The 19,396-nt window shown below is 72.9% G+C and carries 15 protein-coding genes; 13 read left to right on the top strand and 2 right to left on the bottom strand.

The window, feature by feature from the left end:
- From ACFQ6N_RS22140 to rodA, 7 genes are all read left to right on the top strand, one after another.
- Nucleotides 1-351: a DUF4233 domain-containing protein gene (locus tag ACFQ6N_RS22140; RefSeq protein WP_380651511.1), complete on the top strand. Its 351-nt coding sequence runs from the start codon at nt 1-3 to the stop codon at nt 349-351.
- A 109-nt stretch (nt 352-460) separates the two neighbouring features.
- A complete protein-coding gene (gene ndk / locus ACFQ6N_RS22135; protein WP_380651508.1) occupies nt 461-874 on the top strand; it encodes a nucleoside-diphosphate kinase in 414 nt (137 codons plus the stop codon).
- Nucleotides 875-1,193: 319 nt separating this feature from the next.
- Nucleotides 1,194-2,219 carry a rod shape-determining protein gene (locus ACFQ6N_RS22130; protein ID WP_030256393.1) on the top strand — a complete coding sequence of 342 codons (1,026 nt, stop codon included), beginning with the start codon at nt 1,194-1,196 and terminating at the stop codon, nt 2,217-2,219.
- A gap of 96 nt (nt 2,220-2,315) precedes the next feature.
- Complete coding sequence (mreC, locus tag ACFQ6N_RS22125; protein WP_380651505.1) at nt 2,316-3,275, top strand: rod shape-determining protein MreC; 960 nt, start codon at nt 2,316-2,318, stop codon at nt 3,273-3,275.
- A 3-nt stretch (nt 3,276-3,278) separates the two neighbouring features.
- Complete coding sequence (mreD, locus tag ACFQ6N_RS22120; RefSeq protein WP_380651502.1) at nt 3,279-3,923, top strand: rod shape-determining protein MreD; 645 nt, start codon at nt 3,279-3,281, stop codon at nt 3,921-3,923.
- A gap of 52 nt (nt 3,924-3,975) precedes the next feature.
- On the top strand, nt 3,976-6,276 hold the full coding sequence (gene mrdA / locus ACFQ6N_RS22115) for a penicillin-binding protein 2 (RefSeq protein WP_380651499.1): 2,301 nt from the start codon (nt 3,976-3,978) through the stop codon (nt 6,274-6,276).
- A complete protein-coding gene (gene rodA, locus ACFQ6N_RS22110; RefSeq protein WP_380651496.1) occupies nt 6,273-7,472 on the top strand; it encodes a rod shape-determining protein RodA in 1,200 nt (399 codons plus the stop codon). The genes mrdA and rodA overlap by 4 nt, the downstream gene beginning before the upstream one ends.
- A 92-nt stretch (nt 7,473-7,564) precedes the next feature.
- On the opposite strand, the gene ACFQ6N_RS22105 is transcribed toward rodA, so the two are convergent.
- A complete protein-coding gene (locus tag ACFQ6N_RS22105; protein WP_380651493.1) occupies nt 7,565-8,866 on the bottom strand; it encodes a M14 family zinc carboxypeptidase in 1,302 nt (433 codons plus the stop codon).
- Nucleotides 8,867-9,362: 496 nt separating this feature from the next.
- On the opposite strand from ACFQ6N_RS22105, the gene ACFQ6N_RS22100 reads away from it, so the two are divergent.
- The 6 genes from ACFQ6N_RS22100 to obgE all read left to right on the top strand — a co-directional run bounded on the left by ACFQ6N_RS22100 (nt 9,363) and on the right by obgE (nt 18,765).
- Nucleotides 9,363-11,291: a TIGR03960 family B12-binding radical SAM protein gene (locus ACFQ6N_RS22100; RefSeq protein WP_380651490.1), complete on the top strand. Its 1,929-nt coding sequence runs from the start codon at nt 9,363-9,365 to the stop codon at nt 11,289-11,291.
- Nucleotides 11,292-11,513: 222 nt separating this feature from the next.
- On the top strand, nt 11,514-12,314 hold the full coding sequence (locus ACFQ6N_RS22095; protein ID WP_380651487.1) for a TIGR03936 family radical SAM-associated protein: 801 nt from the start codon (nt 11,514-11,516) through the stop codon (nt 12,312-12,314).
- A 401-nt stretch (nt 12,315-12,715) separates the two neighbouring features.
- Complete coding sequence (locus ACFQ6N_RS22090) at nt 12,716-16,351, top strand: ribonuclease E/G (RefSeq protein WP_380651484.1); 3,636 nt, start codon at nt 12,716-12,718, stop codon at nt 16,349-16,351.
- A 227-nt stretch (nt 16,352-16,578) separates the two neighbouring features.
- Complete coding sequence (gene rplU, locus ACFQ6N_RS22085) at nt 16,579-16,896, top strand: 50S ribosomal protein L21 (protein WP_189923681.1); 318 nt, start codon at nt 16,579-16,581, stop codon at nt 16,894-16,896.
- A gap of 14 nt (nt 16,897-16,910) precedes the next feature.
- Entirely contained in the window at nt 16,911-17,168 is a 258-nt protein-coding gene (gene rpmA / locus ACFQ6N_RS22080; protein ID WP_030058248.1) for a 50S ribosomal protein L27, read from the top strand.
- 118 nt (nt 17,169-17,286) lie between these two features.
- Nucleotides 17,287-18,765: a GTPase ObgE gene (obgE, locus tag ACFQ6N_RS22075; RefSeq protein ID WP_380651481.1), complete on the top strand. Its 1,479-nt coding sequence runs from the start codon at nt 17,287-17,289 to the stop codon at nt 18,763-18,765.
- Between the two features lie 78 nt (nt 18,766-18,843).
- On the opposite strand, the gene ACFQ6N_RS22070 is transcribed toward obgE, so the two are convergent.
- A partial coding sequence (locus tag ACFQ6N_RS22070; protein WP_380651479.1) for a hypothetical protein occupies nt 18,844-19,396 on the bottom strand: 553 nt, incomplete at its 5' end.

Genomic DNA, 19,396 nt, shown 5'->3' with positions numbered 1-19,396 from the left:
ATGAGGACGCTCTGTTCCTCGACGCTGATCGGCGAGGCGCTGCTGATCCTCTTCGCGGCCCTGGTCGCGATGCAGCTCTCCAGCGTCCCGACGGCCACGGTGTGGACCGTCAGCGGCATCGCGATGGCCCTGTGCATCGCGCTCTGCGGCATGATCAACCGCCCCGGCGCGGTGCAGATCGGCTGGGCCCTGCAGATCGGCCTGATCGCCACCGGCTTCATCCTGCCGACCATGTTCGGCCTCGGCGTGGTCTTCGCCGGCCTGTGGTGGTGCTCGGTGCACTACGGCCGCAAGGTGGACGAGTTCAAGGCCGCCCGCGCGGCCGCCGAGGCGGTCGCGGTACAGGTCTGAGGCCCCCGGCCGGCGCACCGACACGCCGTGTACGCAAGGTAATCTCTGCCGTGTCGGCCCACTCGTCGGACCCGACTGTCTGCCGAACCGAATCCCCAGGAGACGCACCGTGTCCCAGCGCACTCTCGTCCTGCTCAAGCCCGACGCCGTCCGCCGCGGCCTGGCCGGCGAGATCATCAGCCGCATCGAGCGCAAGGCCGGCTGGCGCCTCGCCGCCGTCGAGCTGCGCACCTTCGACCGGGAGACGCTGGAGCAGCACTACGCGGAGCACGTCGGCCGCCCGTTCTACGAGCCGCTGCTCGAGTTCATGACCTCCGGCCCGTCGATCGCGCTGATCGTCGAGGGCGAGGAGGTCGTGCCCGGCATCCGGATGCTGGCCGGCGCCACCAACCCGCTGGAGGCCGGGGCCGGCACCATCCGCGGCGACTACGCGACGATCACCCGCGAGAACCTGATCCACGCCTCCGACTCCCCGGAGTCCGCCGAGCGCGAGATCAAGATCTTCTTCCCGGCTCACGCCTGAGCCGGTCCGGGCGACACGCCCGGAGGACCTTCGTACTGCCCCGGTCGGGACCATTGGCCCGGCCGGGGCATTCTTATCGTGAAATAGGGAACTGGGGGGGCCGACACGGCGTCCCAATCCGGGGAGAAGCGATCACGCTCCGGACAATGGACGGTATGCCCCACGTCGACGTCCGTACCGCGCGGCGTGACTACGATGGACGCGACTCAAGGGCCCGGTAAGGCAGCTCAGCTGGTCTCCGCCCATGCGTGGGCGCGCAGTCGTCCACCCCCCAAGAACTCCGAGCCCGGGAAGGCACCCACACCCCATGGCGAGCAACCTGTCGTTCATCGGCCGCGACTTGGCGATCGACCTCGGAACTGCCAACACGCTGGTGTACGTCAGGGGCAAGGGCATCGTCCTGAACGAGCCGTCGGTGGTCGCGGTGAACACCAACACCGGCGGCATCCTCGCCGTCGGCGCCGAGGCCAAGAAGATGATCGGCCGCACCCCGGGCAACATCGTCGCCATCCGCCCGCTCAAGGACGGCGTCATCGCCGACTTCGAGATCACCGAGCGGATGCTGCGCTACTTCATCCTCAAGATCCACCGCCGCCGCTACCTCGCCCGCCCGCGCGTCGTCGTCTGCGTGCCCTCCGGCATCACCGGAGTCGAGCGCCGCGCCGTCATCGAGGCCTCCTCGCAGGCCGGCGCCCGCCAGGTGCACATCATCGAGGAGCCGATGGCCGCCGCGATCGGCGCCGGCCTGCCCGTCCACGAGGCCACCGGCAACATGGTCGTCGACATCGGCGGCGGCACCACCGAGGTCGCCGTCATCTCCCTCGGCGGCATCGTCACCGCCCAGTCCATCCGGGTGGCCGGCGACGAACTGGACAACGCGATCGTCCAGCACATCAAGAAGGAGTACTCGCTCCTCCTCGGCGAGCGCAGCGCCGAACAGATCAAGATGAGCATCGGCAGCGCATTCGGCCTGGAGGGCGAGAAGGACGAGCACGCCGAGATCCGCGGCCGCGACCTGGTCAGCGGCCTGCCCAAGACCGTGGTCATCTCCGCCGCCGAGGTCCGCGAGGCCATCGACGAGCCGGTCAACTCGATCATCGACGCGGTCAAGACCACCCTCGACCAGTGCCCGCCCGAGCTGGCCGGCGACGTCATGGACCGCGGCATCGTGCTCACCGGCGGCGGCGCCCTGCTCCGCGGCCTGGACGAGCGGCTGCGCCGCGAGACCGGCATGCCGATCCACATCGCCGAGAACCCGCTCGACTCCGTCGCGCTCGGCTCCGGCAAGTGCGTCGAGGAGTTCGAGGCACTCCAGCAGGTCCTCGACGCACAGCCGCGCCGCTAGCACCGCGGCACCCATCCGACACTCGACTGAACGGGCCGCCGCCCGGGCCCCACAGCCCCGGGCGGCCGCCAGGTACGAAGGGGCAGTACCAGCACCGTGAGGGACACACGAGAGAGCCGGCTGCTGCTCATCCTGCTGGTGGCCGTCGCCTTCGCGCTGATCACCGTCGACATCAAGGGCGGTGAGGACTCCCCGCTCGGCCCCGCCCGGCACGCCGCCGCCGGCGTCCTCGGCCCGGTCGAACGCGGCGCCGCCACCGTCGTCGACCCGGTCGCCGACACCGTCCGGGCCTTCCGCGACGCCGCCACCGACAGCGGCCGCACCGACCAGCTCGCCCGCGAGAACACCGAACTGCGGCAGAAACTGGCCTCCTCCGACATGGCCACCGGGCGCACCAAGCAACTGGACGACCTGCTGCGCACCGCCGGCGCCGGCGGCTACACCGTCAAGGCCGCCCAGGTCATCGCGATCGGCCCGGCCCAGGGCTTCTCCTGGACCATCACCATCGACGCCGGCAGCGACGACGGCCTCACCCGCGATATGACCGTGATCAACGGCCAGGGACTGGTCGGCCGGATCACCACCGTCGCCCCGACCACCGCCACCGTGCTGCTCGCCTCCGACCCCGGCTTCTCGGCCGGCACCCGGCTGGAGGGCACCGGCGAGATCGGCTTCGCCTCCGGCGGCGGCGACAGCCCGATGAAGGTCTCCCTGCTCAACGGCAAGGCCCAGGTCAAGGCCGGCGACCGGCTGGTCACCTTCGGCTCGCAGAGCGGCCGCCCCTTCGTGCCCGGCGTCCCGGTCGGCAAGGTCGTCGAGGTCCAGGCCAACGCCGGCCAGCTGACCAAGACCGTCCTGGTCGAGCCCTTCGTCCAGTTCACCCGGCTCGACCTGGTCGGCGTGGTCGTCGTCCCGCCGCGCGCCGACCCGCGCGACGCCGTCCTGCCGCCCGCCCCCGCCCCGGGCCAGAGCCAGGCCCCCGCCGCGCCCGCCCCGGGCCAGGCCCCGGCCGGCGCGCCCGCCGCCCCGCCCGCCAAGCCCACTGGGGGGAACTGAGCCATGCGCCTCGCCCGCATCCCCGTCTCCGCCGGCCTGATCCTGCTCGGCCTGATCCTCCAGGTCAGCGTCTTCGGCCGGCTCCAGCTCCCCGGAGCCACCCCGGACATACTGCTGCTCGTCGTGGTCGGCCTGGCCATGGTCTACGGGCCCTCCGGCGGCTGCCTGGTCGGCTTCTCGGCCGGCCTGCTCGCCGACCTCGCACCGCCCTCCGACCACGCCATCGGCCGCTACGCGCTGGTGCTCTGCCTGATGGGCTACGCCGCCGGACTGCTGCGCCCCGACCACGGCCGCCAGCGTTCGGTCTCCAGCGCGCTGCTGGTCGTCGGCGCCGCCGCGGTCGCCTCCACCCTGCTGTACGCGACCGTCGGCGCCCTCGTCGGCGACACCGCCGCCCGGCACGTCGGCCTCGGCGGCCTGGTGATCAGCGCCCTGCTGTACGACCTGCTGCTGGCGCCCTTCGTGGTGCCGCTGGTGATGATGCTCGGCCGCCGCTTCGGCCGCGACCCGGTGACCGCCGCCGACGACGACGAGAGCGGCCCCGGCCTGGGCCTCGGCTCGCTGGCCCGCTACCGCACCACCCGCGAGGTCTCCTCCGGGCCGTCCTACAAGAAGCGGCGCGTGCCCGGCTTCGCCCGCCGTCCGTAACCCGGACCGGCCCCGACCTCCCGACCTCCCCGCACCCTGGAGCGCACGAGACGTGAGCAACATCCCCGAGACCGGCCGTACCCGGCGGGTGACGATCCGTCTGGTGGTGCTGCAGATCCTGGTGCTGTCGCTGCTCGCCACCCTCGGCGGGCGGCTGTGGTACCTGCAGATCCGCAACGCCAAGGAGTACACCGCCAAGGCGACCGGCAACCACATCCGCGAGGTGGTCGAACCGGCCGTCCGCGGCGAGATCCTGGACGCCTCCGGGCGGGTGCTGGCCGGCAACGAGACCCGGCTGGTGGTCTCGGTCAGCCGTACCTCGCTGCTCCAGCAGAAGGACGGCGGCAAGGCGGTGCTCTCCCGGCTGGCCGACGTCCTCGGGATGCCCGCCAAGGACGTGCAGGAGAAGGTCCGGCTCTGCGACGCCAAGACCCAGCAGCCCTGCTGGAACGGTTCTCCCTACCAGCCGATCCCGGTCACCAAGGAGGCGACCACCCAGCAGGCGATGCAGATAATGGAGCGCCGCGAGGACTTCCCCGGGATCACCGCGCAGCCCACCGCCGTGCGCCGCTACACCGGCGCCGAGGGCGCCAACATGGCCCAGGTGCTCGGCTACCTCTCGCCGGTCACCGACGAGGAGGTCGGCAAGACCGCCGGCAAGACCGGCCTGGACCGCTACCTGCCGGCCGACCAGATCGGCCGGGCCGGCCTGGAGTCGGTGTACGACCGCGACCTGCGCGGCACCGCCGGCATCACCAAGCTGGAGGTGGACAACCTCGGCCGGGTGATCGGCACCGCCGGCGCCGTCGCCCCGCAGACCGGCGACAACCTGGTCACCAGCATCGACGCCCGGGTGCAGAAGGTGGTCGAGGACAACCTGGCGCAGGCGATCTCCGACGCCCGCAACACCTTCGACAAGGTCACCAACCGCAACTACGAGGCCGACTCCGGCGCCGCCGTCGTGATGGACGTCCACACCGGACGGATCATCGCGATGGCGAGCGCGCCGACCTACGACCCCAACCAGTGGGTCGGCGGCATCAGCGGCAAGGACTACCAGGCGCTGACCAGCAAGGAGTCCAACTTCCCGCTGCTGAACCGGGCCATACAGGGTCAGTCCGCCCCCGGCTCGACCTTCAAGGTCATCTCCACCACCGCCGCCGTCCAGGCCGGCTACTCGCTCGACGGCACCTACCCGTGCCCGAAGAGCATGACCATCGGCGGCCGCGAGTTCAAGAACTTCGAGAGCGAGAGCTTCGGCTCCATCACGCTGGAGAAGGCGCTGGAGGTCTCCTGCGACACCGTCTTCTACGGCCTGGCGAACGACCAGTGGGTGAAGGACGGCGGCATCAAGCCGAAGAAGGACCCGGGCGACTGGTTCTTCAAGACCGCCCACGAGTTCGGCCTCGGCGCCAAGACCGGCATCGACCTGCCGGCCGAGGTGGCCGGCCGGGTGCCGGACCGGCAGTGGAAGCAGTCCTTCTACGACAACAACAAGGACGCCTGGTGCGCGCAGGCCAAGAAGGGCGGCAACAGCTTCTCCGACCAGATCGCCCGGGAGAACTGCGTCGACGGCTACCAGATGCGCGCCGGTGACGCCGTCAACTTCGCGATCGGCCAGGGCGACACCCTCGTCACCCCGGTCCAGATGGCCCGGATCTACTCGGCGCTGGCCAACGGCGGCACCTTCTACCGGCCGACCATCGCCAAGGCGGTGATAAGCCCGGGCGGGGACCTCGTCCGCGAGGTCGCCCCGCAGGCCGACGCCAAGTTCCCCGGCGACGAGAAGCTGCTGAGCTACATCAACCAGGCCACCGAGGGCGTCGTGAAGAGCGGCACCGCCGCCTGGAAGTTCTCGCAGGCCGGCTGGCCGCAGGACAAGATCGCGCTGCACGCCAAGACCGGCACCGCCGAGGTCGAGGGCAAGCAGACCACCTCCTGGCTGGCCACGTACAGCAAGGACTACGCGATCATCATGACGATCAGCCAGGGCGGCACCGGCTCCGGCGGCTCCGGTGACTCCGTCCGCCGGATCTACCAGGCGCTGTACGGCGTGGACGACAAGGGCAACATCGACAACGGCAAGGCGCTGCTGCCCGCCCCGCAGGCCGAGCTGCCCAAGTTCAACCCGGACGGCACCGCGATCATCAAGCCGGCCGCGTACTCGGCCGAGCCGGCGCCCGGCGCGGAGGCCCCCGCCCCCGCTCTGGTGCCGGTGGCGCTCCAGGAGGCGGCACCGGCTCCGGCAGCGGCCTTCCTCGACCAGGCGCCGCCGACCGACCGCCCGACGTCGTACACCGCGACCGACGCCGCGCTCGAACCCGGCCGCGGCCCGGGAAGGGGACGGGCATGACCTCCTACGGCTCCTACCGGCAGCTGCGGCTGGCCCCGCAGCGCAGCGGGGTCTCCAAGGCCCTCGCCAAGGACTCCCCGCTCTGGCGGCTGGACTGGATACTGCTGCTGGCCGCGCTGACCCTCTCGGCCGGCAGCTCGCTGCTGGTCTGGTCGGCCACCCGCGGACGCGACTCGCTCACCCACGGGGACCCGCAGTACTTCCTCTACCGGCACCTGACCAACTTCGTGGTCGGGCTGGTGCTGTGCGCGGTGGTGATAGCGATAGGGAGTCGCCGCTTCCGCACCATCGTGCCGTTCCTGTACGTCGGCGTGATCCTGCTGCTGCTGGCGACGCTCAGCCCGCTGGGCTCCACCATCAACGGCGCGCACTCCTGGATCCAGCTCGGCGGCGGCTTCTCGATCCAGCCCGCCGAGTTCGCCAAGCTCGCGATCGTGCTGGCGATGGCGGTCGTGCTGGCGGACCAGGTGGACGCGGGGGAGCGGGAGTTCCCCTCGCACCGGGCCGTGTTCCGGGCCCTGGTCTGGGCCGGACTGCCGATGTGCATAGTGCTGCTGATGCCCGACGCCGGCTCGGTGATGGTGATGGCCGCGATCGTGCTGGGCATCCTGCTCGGCTCGGGCGCGGCGAACCGCTGGGTCCTCGGACTGCTGGTGGCCGGCACCGGCGGGTGCGTGGCGATCTGGAAGTTCGGGCTGCTGAGCAAGTACCAGATCGACCGCTTCGCCGCCTTCGCCAACCCGCAGCTGGACCCGAACGGCGTCGGCTACAACACCGCGCAGGCCCGGATCGCGATCGGCTCGGGCGGCCTGACCGGCAAGGGCCTGTTCCACGGGACGCAGACCACCGGCCAGTTCGTGCCGGAGCAGCAGACCGACTTCGTGTTCACCGTCGCCGGTGAGGAACTGGGCTTTGTCGGGGCGCTGGCGATCATCCTGCTGGTCGGCGTGGTGCTGTGGCGGGCCTGCCGGATCGCCCGCCAGGCGACCGACCTGTACGGGACGATCGTGGCGGCCGGGGTCATCGCCTGGCTGTCCTTCCAGGCCTTCGAGAACATAGGGATGTGCCTGGGCATCATGCCGGTCGCGGGCATCCCGCTGCCGTTCGTCTCGTACGGCGGGTCGTCGATGTTCGCGAACTGGCTGGCCATCGGGCTGCTCCAGGCGGTGCGGAGCCAGCGGCCGATAGCGGCTTAGGCGCTGCGCGTCGGCGGTCGCGGTCGCGGTCGTGCGGAGGGGTCGGTCCGGGGATTCCCGGGCCGGCCCCTCCGGCGTGGGGGGCCGGGTCGTCAGGTCGCCTGGAGCAGGCAGTCCGCCGCCGCCAGGACGGCACGGGTCTGATGCGCCAACTGCTCCTGGACCGGCACCCAGCGGGCGCCGAACCGGAGCCGCAGCCGGTCCAGGCTGTCCGCGACGACCGCCCGGGCCCGCTCCCGGGCGGCCTCCGCGCCCGGGCCGCGGACGTCCGCGAGCAGGCGCAGCAGGATCGACGCGACCCGCAGCGGCACCCGGGCCGCGACCAGCCCCGCCGTGGTCGCCCGGGACCAGGAGAGCGGCTGGGAGCGCCACCGGTCCAGCCACTCCTCGGCCACCCGCGGAGCCACCGCCAGATTGAACTCGGCGCTGCGCACCAAGGGGCCGTGCGCCTCGTGACCGCGCGCGGGGACCCGGGAGAGCAGCGCGGCGAGCTCCCCGGCCCGGACGGTCAGGTCGTGGGCGGCCGCCGCCAGGACCTGCGGCCCGGCCGGGTGCGGACGGGCGTCGCCCACCGCGTCGACCGCCCACATCGGCACCTCCAGGACGGCCGTCACCGCGCCGTACCGGGCGGCGTGCGACCAGGTCGACAGTTCCGGCTCGTCCGGCAGCGCCCGGGACGCCTCGCGGCTGCCCGGCGCCGGCATCAGATAGGTGCCCGGAGCGGGGCTCGCCCAGCCGATCGCGTCGTAGGAGTCCACGTCCAGCGGCAGGCCCGCCCGCTCGGCGGAGCGGGCGAAGCGCTCGGACAGGCCCGGGACCGGGCCGGTCAGCTGGACGAAGGCACCGCCGAAGTCCACCCCGTGCAGCGAGCACTGCAGGAACGGGCGCAACTCGTCGATCAGGCCGGTCAGCGCCAGGCTCTCCGGCATCGGCCGCCGGCCCGAGCCCGGAGCGGGCAGCAGCTCCGGCTGCTCCTCGAAGGCCGGGCGGAAGAAGTGCTCGTAGTGGCGGCCCATGGTGAGCGGCCCGTCCAGCCAGCCGGCGTTCAGCGCGGCGCCGTCCGGGTCCAGGCAGAGCAGCAGGTGCCAGGACAGGCCCGGACGGGCGGGGCGCTCCAGCAGCACCTCGGCCAGCCGGACCGCCCCGGCGGTGCCGATCGGCTCGTTCGGGTGCGGGCCGCCGACCACGAGCGCGGCGCGCGGCCCGCGGTCCACCGAGAGCAGCAGCAGCGGGCGCCCGGCCCGCGAACGGCCCACCTCGCGCAGCCGGCAGCGGTCCGGGTGGCGCAGGGCGAGCCGCCGGGCCGCGGACTCCGCCTGGGCCGGCGTGGGGTAGCGGGCCGGCCGGACGTCGAGGGGCCGGAGCGGGCGGATCCGCCGACCGGTGTCGGTCATGGTTCTCCTTGCGCCGGTCCTGCGACCCGTACGGCCGCCGGGGCGCGGGCGCGGGGGTGCGCGGGTGCGCCGCCGGGCACGGGGTGCGGGCGGGGTACGGGGCACCGCGGGCCGGGGGCGGCGGCCGGGCGGACACGGGACGGGCCTGGTGAGGGTGGACGGGGCCGTGCGTGAGGGGAGAGGGCAACGCCGGGGGGAACTCCGACGAGGGCCGAGCGTACGACCCAACTCCCCTGTCCGGAAGGGGTACCGGCGGCTTTGGCGGAGCCCTGTCAGTACCGCACGGGCCTTCCGGGCGTGTCAACGGCGGACGGCGCCGGGCGGCGGGCGCGCACTGCGCGTACCGGAGCGGGCACCGGACGGCCGGGTCGCGCCGGAGCGCGGACGTCCCGTGCACCGGGGCAGACAGCCCGATCCCCGGATTGGGCTACCCTTGAGGGTCACCCCTCCTGTGCCGACCAGCGGCACCGAATCACGTCGTAAGGGTTCCTAGTACATGACTGTCGAATCGGTCTTCCCACGCCTGGAGGCCCTCCTCCCGCACGTCCAGAAGCCGATCCAGTACGTCGGCGGCGAGCTCAACTCGACCGTCAAGGACTGGGACGCCTGCGACGTCCGCTGGGCGCTGATGTACCCCGACGCCTACGAGGTCGGGCTGCCCAACCAGGGCGTCATGATCCTCTACGAGGTGCTCAACGAGCGCGAGGGCGTCCTGGCCGAGCGCACCTACAGCGTCTGGCCGGACCTCGAAGCGCTGATGCGCGAGCACGGCGTCCCCCAGTTCACCGTCGACGCCCACCGTCCGGTGAAGGCCTTCGACGTGTTCGGGCTGTCGTTCTCCACCGAGCTCGGCTACACCAACATGCTGACCGCGCTCGACCTGGCCGGCATCCCGCTGGAGGCCAGGGACCGCACCGTCGACGACCCGATCGTCCTGGCCGGCGGCCACGCGGCCTTCAACCCCGAGCCGATCGCGGACTTCATCGACTGCGCCGTCGTCGGCGACGGCGAACAGGCCGTGCTCGACATCACGGAGATCGTCCGCGCCTGGAAGGCCGAGGGCCGCCCCGGCGGGCGCGACGAGGTGCTGCTGCGCCTGGCCCGGACCGGCGGGGTGTACGTCCCGAAGTTCTACGACGTGGAGTACCTGGCCGACGGCCGGATCGGCCGCGTCGTGCCGAACGCCCCGGGCGTGCCGTGGCGGGTGTCCAAGCACACCGTGATGGACCTCGACGAGTGGCCGTACCCGAAGCAGCCGCTGGTCCCGCTCGCGGAGACCGTCCACGAGCGGATGTCCGTGGAGATCTTCCGCGGCTGCACCCGCGGCTGCCGCTTCTGCCAGGCCGGCATGATCACGCGCCCCGTGCGGGAGCGAAGCATCACCGGCATCGGCGAGATGGTCGAGCGCGGGCTGAAGGCCACCGGCTTCGAGGAGGTCGGCCTGCTGTCGCTGTCCAGCGCCGACCACACCGAGATCGGCGACATCGCCAAGGGCCTGGCCGACCGCTACACCGAGGACAAGATCGGCCTGTCCCTGCCGTCCACCCGCGTCGACGCCTTCAACATCGACCTCGCCAACGAGCTGTCCCGCAACGGGCGCCGCTCCGGCCTCACCTTCGCCCCCGAGGGCGGCAGCGAGCGCATGCGCAAGGTGATCAACAAGATGGTGTCGGAGGAGGACCTGATCCGCACCGTCGCCACCGCGTACGGCAACGGCTGGCGCCAGGTGAAGCTGTACTTCATGTGCGGCCTGCCGACCGAGACGGACGAGGACGTCCTCCAGATCGGCGAGATGGCGAAGAACGTCATCCAGAAGGGCCGCGAGGTCACCGGCCAGAACGACATCCGCTGCACCGTCTCCATCGGCGGGTTCGTGCCCAAGCCGCACACCCCGTTCCAGTGGGCCCCGCAGCTGTCCGCCGAGGCCACCGACGCCCGTCTGGCCAAGCTGCGCGACTCGATCCGCGGCGACCGCAAGTACGGGAAGAACATCGGCTACCGCTACCACGACGGCAAGCCGGGCATCGTCGAGGGCCTGCTCTCCCGCGGCGACCGCCGGATCGGCGCGGTCATCCGCGCGGTCTACGAGGACGGCGGCCGCTTCGACGGCTGGCGCGAGTACTTCTCGTACGACCGCTGGATGGCCGGCGCCGAGAAGGGCCTGGTCGGCACCGGTGTCGACGTCGACTGGTACACCACCCGCGAGCGCACCTACGAGGAGGTGCTGCCCTGGGACCACCTGGACAGCGGCCTCGACAAGGACTGGCTCTGGGAGGACTGGCAGGACGCCCTGGAGGAGGTCGAGGTCGACGACTGCCGCTGGACGCCGTGCTTCGACTGCGGCGTGTGCCCGCAGATGGACACCCAGATCCAGATCGGCCCCACCGGCAAGAAGATGCTGCCCCTGACGGTCGTCAACAAGTAGCCGTCGACCGAGGCGGTTCCCGTGTGCCTGCGACCCCCGGCCGGGGGTCGCAGGCACACTGCTGACCAGGGGCGGAACGAGCGGGGCGGCGGGGCGCGTACCCTTTGAGGTGACAGAGTCCGGACAGTGGCGGGAATGCGCCGCGCCGGACGGGGACAACTGACTAAGGACTGAGCGACCCTGGCACGCCGTACGCCCGACGGTCCGCCGCCCGCGCCGACGGTGCAGCGGATTCGTCTCCGCTACACCAAGCGCGGCCGGCTCCGCTTCACCAGCCACCGCGACTTCCAGCGCGCCTTCGAGCGCGCCCTGCGCCGGTCCGCCGTTCCGATGGCCTACTCGGCCGGCTTCACCCCGCACCCGAAGGTCTCCTACGCCAACGCGGCCCCGACCGGGGTGGCGAGCGAGGCGGAGTACCTGGAGATCGGCCTGGCCGCCGTGCGCGACCCCGAGCAGCTGCGGGCGCAGCTGGACGCGTCGCTGCCGACCGGCCTGGACGTGATCGACGCGGTCGAGGTGCGGACGCCCAACTTCGTGGAGCGCCTGGAGGCCTCCGAGTGGCTCGTCCGGCTCGACGGCGTCGAGCCCGAGGAGGCGGCCCGCGCGGCGTCGGCCTTCCTCGCCGAGGAGCGGGTCGAGGTCGAACGCCTCACCAAGAACGGCGTGCGGGTCTTCGACGCGCGCGGCGCGGTGGCGGCGCTCGAGATCGTCCCGTCCCAGGTCGACGGCGGTGCGGACACGGAGGCCGGAACCGGGCACGATGTTCGGACCGGCCGTCCCTGTGCGATACTGCGCCTGGTAGTACGACACGCCACACCAGCCGTACGACCCGACGACGTATTGTCCGGTCTCCGTGTGACGGCCGACCTGGCGCCGCCGGTCCCCGCAGAGGTGACCAGGCTGGCGCAGGGGCCGCTCGACGAGGAGACCGGCACGGTGACCGACCCGCTGGCGCTCGACCGCGCCGCGGCCCAGGCCGGCTCGGAGCCGGGCGCCGGGCCGCGCGCTACCGCGCCCGCCTAGCGGGCGGAGACCGGGTCCAGTGCCTTCACTGGACCCGACACGGTCTTCCAGGGTTCCCGCGGCTCCCCAGGGGAGCGAGCGTCGTCGCAGCACAGGCCTGCCACTCCGGGGCCTGCCGGCCAGGAAGGCCGGTCGGCCCGGGACCCCGTCCGGGAGCCACCCGGGGTTGGGGCCCGGCGCAGCTTGGGAAAACCTTCAGAAGACTGGTCAGACCAGAAGACTTTCGACACCCCGCCGAGTGCGGGGCGCCGAGCGAGACTACGAGCCCCTGTGCGGCCTCGCGTCCGCGCGGCGGCACCGTGAAAGGGTCCGGCCCGAGCATCCTCGCGATGCCGGCCGCCCACCGGTACCGTGCCGTGCCCGGATGTGGAGCCCGGGGGCCTGACGGGAGATCCACCCGCATGCTCGATAACACCGATCCGCAGCAGACCGCGGCCACGGAACCGAACGAAACCACCGGGGACGGCGCGTCCGCCGCGCCGCCGCGCCGCCGCCGCCGTGCGGTGTCCCGCCCGGCGGGCACCCCGCAGGGCGCGGCCACCGGGACGGCCGAGACGGTCGTCCCGGCCGAGGCGCCGGCGGCCGAGGCCGCACCGGCTCCGGCAGCCGAGCCGGCCGCCGAGCCGGCCGCCGAGCCCGTGGCCGAGAAGCCGGTCCGGGCCCGCCGGACCCGCAAGCGCGCCGAGGCCCCGGCCGGAGCGCCGGAGGCGACCCCGATCGTGGTCACCGCCCCGGAGGCCGCCGCGGCCCCGGCGCAGGCCCCCGTCGAGGCGCCGGCCGAGCCCAAGGACGAGAAGGCGGAGAAGCCCGCCCGGGCCCGCCGGGCACGCAAGCGTGCCGAGGCCCCGGCCGGCGCGCCCGCCGCCGAGGCGCCCGTTGCCGAGGCCCCCGCCGAGGAGCCCGTCGCGGCTCAGCCCGCCGCCGCTCAGCCCGTCGCCGCCGCCCCGGCCGCCGAGGAGGCCCCCGCCGCTCCGGCCCGCCGCCCGCGCCGCCGTCGCGTGGTCGAGGCCGCGCCGGTGGTCGAGGAGCCGGTGGCCGAGGAGCCCGCCGTCGAGGAGGAGCCCGTCGAGGAGGAGGCCGTCGAGGCCCCCGCCGCCGCGCAGGCCCCCGCCGCCGCTCCCGCCGTTGCCGCTCCGGCGCCGGCCGCCGAGGCCGAGCCGCACCACCGGGTGCGCCGCCGCGCGGTCCGCCCGGCCACCGCGGTCTTCCAGGCCCCGGTCTTCCAGGAGCCGGCCCCCTACGCCGCGCCGGCCGCGCAGCAGCCGCCGCAGCAGCAGCCCGCCGCCGCCCCGGCGCCGGTCGAGGCCCCGGTCGTCGCCGAGCGCGACGAGGACGAGGAGTTCGAGTACAGCGGCGTCGGCCGCCGTCGCCGGGTCCGCGCCCGGGTCGAGCCGAACCGTCGCCGGCAGGCCGCCGCCGAGGCTCCGGCCCAGTCGTCCCGCCGCAAGCAGGCCGCCAAGGCCCCGGTCGAGGCCCCGGTCGTCGAGGCGCCCCCGGTCGAGGTCCCGGTCGTCGAGGCTCCGGTCGTCGAGGCCCCCGTCGCCGGTCCGGAGACCGAGGGCGACTGGGAGGAGGACGGCCGTCCGTCGCGCCGTCGCCGCCGGGGCGGCCGTCGCCGCCGCCGTGGCGAGGCCGAGGACGTCGAGGGTGTCGAGGCCGTCGAGGCCGAGCAGCCCGCCGCCGAGGTGTCGGCCCGGGCCGTCGCCGAGGAGGACGACGAGGACGAGGACGACGACCTGGCCGCGGGCCTGTCCTCGTCGCGCCGCCGTCGCCGTCGCCGTCGCCGCAGCGGTGAGGCCGGCGCCGTCGAGACCGCCGAGACCACCGAGGACGGCGTCCGCACGGTCGTGAAGGTGCGCGAGCCGCGCCGCCGCTCGACCGAGCCGTCGTTCGACCCGGACGAGGTGCAGTCCATCAAGGGCTCGACCCGTCTGGAGGCGAAGAAGCAGCGCCGCCGTGAGGGCCGTGAGCTGGGCCGCCGCCGGGTGCCGATCATCACCGAGGCCGAGTTCCTGGCCCGCCGCGAGTCGGTCGAGCGCGTCATGGTGGTGCGCCAGAACGGCCAGCGGACCCAGATCGGCGTCCTCGAGGACGGCGTGCTCGTCGAGCACTACGTCAACAAGGAGCAGGCCACCTCGTACGTCGGCAACGTGTACCTGGGCAAGGTCCAGAACGTGCTGCCGTCGATGGAGGCCGCCTTCGTCGACATCGGCAAGGGCCGCAACGCGGTGCTGTACGCCGGTGAGGTCAACTTCGGCGCGCTGGGCGGCCACGGCGGCCCGCGCCGGATCGAGTCGGTGCTGAAGTCCGGCCAGTCCGTGCTGGTCCAGGTCTCCAAGGACCCGATCGGCCACAAGGGCGCCCGCCTGACCAGCCAGATCTCGCTGCCCGGCCGCTACCTGGTCTACGTGCCCGAGGGCTCGATGACCGGCATCTCGCGCAAGCTGCCCGAGAACGAGCGCGCCCGTCTGAAGCAGATCCTCAAGAAGATCGTCCCGGACGACGCGGGCGTCATCGTGCGCACCGCCGCCGAGGGCGCCTCCGAGGACGAGCTGACCCGCGACGTCCAGCGGCTGCAGCAGCAGTGGGAGGACATCAAGAAGAAGGCCGCGACCGGCAACGCCCCGGCGCTGCTGTACGGCGAGCCGGACATGACCGTCCGGGTCGTCCGCGACATCTTCAACGAGGACTTCACCAAGGTCATCGTCTCCGGCGACGAGGCGTGGAAGACCATCCACGAGTACGTCTCCAACGTGGCCCCGGACCTCTCCCAGCGGCTCCAGCGGTGGACCTCCGAGGTGGACGTGTTCGCCACCTACCGGATCGACGAGCAGCTGATGAAGGCGCTGGACCGCAAGGTATGGCTGCCCAGCGGCGGTTCGCTGGTGATCGACCGCACCGAGGCGATGGTCGTCATCGACGTCAACACCGGGAAGTTCGTCGGCCAGGGCGGCAACCTGGAGGAGACGGTCACCCGGAACAACATCGAGGCGGCCGAGGAGATCGTGCGCCAGCTGCGGCTGCGCGACCTCGGCGGCATCATCGTGATCGACTTCATCGACATGGTGCTGGAGTCCAACCGGGACCTGGTGCTGCGCCGTCTGCTGGAGTGCCTGGGCCGGGACCGGACCAAGCACCAGGTGGCCGAGGTCACCTCGCTGGGCCTGGTCCAGATGACCCGCAAGCGGGTCGGCCAGGGCCTGCTGGAGTCCTTCTCCGAGGCCTGCGTGCACTGCAACGGCCGTGGCGTGATCGTCCACATGGAGCAGCCGAGCGCCCACGTCCACACCCCGTCCGCCGCGGCGGGCGAGGCTGCCGCAGGCGGCAAGCGCCGTCGCCGGGGCAAGGGCGGTGCGGGCCAGGACGAGCCGCAGGCCGTCGGGTCCGAGGTCGCCGAGGCACTGGCCGAGGCCGTCGAGACGGTCGAGCGGGCCGCCGTGGCGGCCGCCGACGAGCTGCCGGCCGAGCCGGTGCGCGAGGAGATCGAGGGCCAGCTGGCCCTGGAGGTCCCGGGCGTCGAGGCCGTCACCGAGGCTCCGGCCGTCGAGGCGCCGGTCGTCGTGGAGGCCCCCGCGGCCGCCCCGGCGGGCCGTCCGCGCCGCCGCGCGGTGCGCAAGGCGACGGCTCCGGCCGGTTCGCCGGTCGCCGCCGAGATCGTGGTGCTCCAGGCGAAGGCCGAGGCGGCCCTGGAGGCGGCCCTGGTGGCCGCCGCCCCGGCTGTCGCGGAGGCTGCCGCCCAGGCCGCCGCCGAGGCGCCTGCCGAGCCGGTCGTGGTCGCGGAGGCCGTGGTCGTCGAGACCCCGGCCGCGGAGGCCGCCGAGGCTCCCGCCGCCGAGGCCCCGGTCGAGGAGGCCGACGCCGAGGAGGCGCCAGCGCCGAAGAAGCGGGCCGCCCGCAAGACCGCCGCGAAGAAGACCGCCGCCAAGAAGACCACCACGGCGGCCAAGAAGACCACCGCCCGCAAGACCGCCACCAAGCGGACGAGCGCGGCGGCCAAGAAGGCCGCGGCCGCCGAGGGTGATACGGCGGCCGAGTAGTGCCCACGCCCGGGGCGGGAGCCATTCCGCCCCGGGCCGTACGGGCCGGTTTGCCCCCCGGGCGGCCGGTCCGTATTCTTGACCATCGGCGTGTCTACGCCATGCTCCCGAGCACATCACCTTCCCGGGTCACCGCGTTCGCGCGGGGAATCGGGAGGAGGCTCCTGTGTCCGTACCCAGGCAGCTGGCGTCGGGGGTTCAGACCGAGCAAGGAAAGCAGGTACCGCATGTACGCGATCGTTCGCGCAGGCGGCCGCCAGCACAAGGTCGCCGTCGGCGACGTGCTGGAGATCGACCGCATCGAGGCCAAGCCGGGTGACTCGGTCGAGCTCTCGACCCTCCTCGTCGTCGACGGTGACGCTGTCACCTCCGACCCGTGGGTCCTGGCCGGCGTCAAGGCTCACGCCGAGGTGGTCGACCAGACCAAGGGTGACAAGATCGTCATCCTGCGCTACAAGAACAAGACCGGCTACCGCCGTCGCCAGGGTCACCGTCAGCAGCACACCGCGGTGCGCATCACGAGCATCGACTCGGTCAGCAAGTAAGGGGATAGCGAAAAATGGCACACAAGAAGGGCGCAAGCTCTACTCGTAACGGCCGTGACTCGAACGCCCAGCGCCTCGGCGTGAAGCGCTTCGGCGGCCAGGTCGTCTCCGCCGGCGAGATCCTCGTCCGCCAGCGCGGCACCCACTTCCACCCGGGTGCGGGCGTCGGTCGCGGTGGCGACGACACCCTGTTCGCGCTGACCGCCGGTGCCGTGCAGTTCGGCAACCGTCGCGGCCGCAAGGTCGTCAACATCGTGGCCGTCGAGGCCTGAGTCCCCGCGGACTCCCGAGTCGTGTGACGACTCACAGTGAGGGGTGGGCCGGAATTCTCCGGTCCACCCTTCACGCTTTAGCAGGTAGCAAGCAGACTCTCGCACTGGAGGCACACCCATGACCACCTTCGTGGACCGCGTCGAACTTCACGTCGCCGCAGGTAACGGGGGCCACGGCTGCGCCTCCGTGCACCGGGAGAAGTTCAAGCCGCTCGGCGGCCCGGACGGCGGCAACGGCGGCGAGGGCGGCAGCGTCGTCCTCACCGTGGACTCGCAGGTCACCACCCTGCTGGAGTACCACCACTCGCCCAAGCGCAAGGCCACCAACGGCAAGCCGGGTGCGGGCGGCAACCGCACCGGCGCGGACGGCGAGGGCCTCGTCCTGCTGGTGCCGGACGGCACCGTGGTGCTGGACCGCCAGGGCAACGTGCTGGCCGACCTCGTCGGGCACGGCACCAGCTTCGTCGCCGCCCAGGGCGGCCGCGGCGGCCTCGGCAACGCCGCGCTGTCCTCGGCCCGCCGCAAGGCCCCCGGCTTCGCGCTGCTCGGCGAGCCCGGCGAGGCCCGTGACATCGTCATGGAGCTCAAGTCCGTCGCCGACGTGGCCCTGGTGGGCTACCCGAGTGCCGGCAAGTCCTCGCTGATCTCGGTGCTCTCCGCCGCCAAGCCGAAGATCGCGGACTACCCGTTCACCACCCTGATCCCCAACCTGGGCGTGGTCACCGCCGGCGACATCGTCTACACCATCGCCGACGTCCCCGGCCTGATCCCGGGCGCCAGCCAGGGCCGCGGCCTGGGCCTGGAGTTCCTGCGGCACGTCGAGCGCTGTTCGGTGCTGGTGCACGTGCTGGACTCCGCCACCCTGGAGCCCGGCCGCGACCCGCTGACCGACCTGGAGACCATCGAGGCCGAGCTCGCCGAGTACGGCGGCCTGGAGGACCGGCCGCGCCTGGTCGCGCTCAACAAGGTCGACGTGCCGGACGGCCAGGACATCGCCGACCTGACCCGCACCTCCCTGGAGGAGCGCGGCTACCAGGTGTTCGAGGTCTCCGCCGCCTCCCGCAAGGGCCTGCGCGAGCTCAGCTTCGCGCTGGCGAAGATCGTCGCCGAGGCGCGCGCCGCCAAGCCGACCGAGGAGTCCACCCGGATCGTGCTGCGGCCCAAGGCCGTCGACGACGCCGGCTTCACCATCACCGAGGAGGACGGCGACTTCCGCATCCGCGGCGTCAAGCCGGAGCGCTGGGTCCGCCAGACCGACTTCTCCAACGACGAGGCCGTCGGCTACCTCGCCGACCGGCTGGCCCGCCTCGGCGTCGAGGAGAAGCTGTGGAAGGTCGGCGCGAAGGAGGGCGACACCGTCATCATCGGCCCGGACGAGAACGCCGTCGTCTTCGACTGGGAGCCGACCATGGCCGCCGGTGCCGAGATGCTCGGCCGCCGCGGTGAGGACCACCGCATGGAGACCCAGCGCCCGGCGGTCGACCGCCGCCGCGAGAAGCAGAAGGGCCGGGACGCCGCCGAGGCCGAGTTCCTCGCCTTCGAGGCGCTCGCCAGCGGCCGCCAGGCCGCCATCGAGAGCGACGACGACGAGGACTGAGCCCCCCGCTCGTACGGACGGCCCCCGCCACCTCGACAGGTGGCGGGGGCCGTCCGCGTGTCCGGCGCCGGCGCGGTGTCACTTGGTCCAGGCGGCCTGGACCTTCGTGATGTCGACCGAGTCGCCGTAGCCGACCATCGCCGGGGAGCCGCCGGCCGGGAAGCTGACGATGTCGCAGCCCTTGAACTCGACGCCCTTGGTGGCGCCCGAGAAGCTCGGGGTGGTGCACTTGGCGATCGGGGTCGAGCCGACCGGGTTGGCGAACGACGCGGTGCCGCCGGCGGCGTCGTAGACCTTGAGCTTGGAGTCGGGGGCGGTGAAGGACAGCTTGGTGTCCCCGAGGTTCTTCAGCGACCAGCTGACGTAGAACAGCGTGCGCCCGTCCAGGCCGGCGGTGTTGGCCTTGGCGTCCTGGAAGTCCTTGAGCGAGCCCGGGGCGACGCCGGTGACGGTGAACTCCAGCTTGGCGTCGGTGTTCGAGGTCTTGTCGACGTAGGTCACGGTCGCGGGCTGGCCGAACTTCACCGAGGTGCCGGCCTGCGGCAGCTTGCCGCCGCCGGCGCCACCGCCCGCGGCGCCCGCGGCGCCCGCGGTGCCGGCACCGGCCGTACCGGCGCCGCCGGTCGCCGGG

This window comes from Kitasatospora sp. NPDC056446, assembly GCF_042796115.1.
Lineage (GTDB): Bacteria > Actinomycetota > Actinomycetes > Streptomycetales > Streptomycetaceae > Kitasatospora.
Note: the sequence above shows the minus strand (reverse complement) of the source record. Positions and strands in the feature narration are given on the sequence as shown.

What these genes read in the sequence shown, in the direction of transcription:
- rplU (WP_189923681.1), top strand. Translation starts at nt 16,579, where the DNA reads ATGTACGCGATCGTTCGCGCAGGCGGCCGCCAGCACAAGGTCGCCGTC.
- ACFQ6N_RS22140 (WP_380651511.1), top strand. Translation starts at nt 1, where the DNA reads ATGAGGACGCTCTGTTCCTCGACGCTGATCGGCGAGGCGCTGCTGATC.
- rpmA (WP_030058248.1), top strand. Translation starts at nt 16,911, where the DNA reads ATGGCACACAAGAAGGGCGCAAGCTCTACTCGTAACGGCCGTGACTCG.
- rodA (WP_380651496.1), top strand. Translation starts at nt 6,273, where the DNA reads ATGACCTCCTACGGCTCCTACCGGCAGCTGCGGCTGGCCCCGCAGCGC.
- mreD (WP_380651502.1), top strand. Translation starts at nt 3,279, where the DNA reads ATGCGCCTCGCCCGCATCCCCGTCTCCGCCGGCCTGATCCTGCTCGGC.
- ACFQ6N_RS22105 (WP_380651493.1), bottom strand. Translation starts at nt 8,866, where the DNA reads ATGACCGACACCGGTCGGCGGATCCGCCCGCTCCGGCCCCTCGACGTC.
- ACFQ6N_RS22090 (WP_380651484.1), top strand. Translation starts at nt 12,716, where the DNA reads ATGCTCGATAACACCGATCCGCAGCAGACCGCGGCCACGGAACCGAAC.
- ACFQ6N_RS22100 (WP_380651490.1), top strand. Translation starts at nt 9,363, where the DNA reads ATGACTGTCGAATCGGTCTTCCCACGCCTGGAGGCCCTCCTCCCGCAC.
- obgE (WP_380651481.1), top strand. Translation starts at nt 17,287, where the DNA reads ATGACCACCTTCGTGGACCGCGTCGAACTTCACGTCGCCGCAGGTAAC.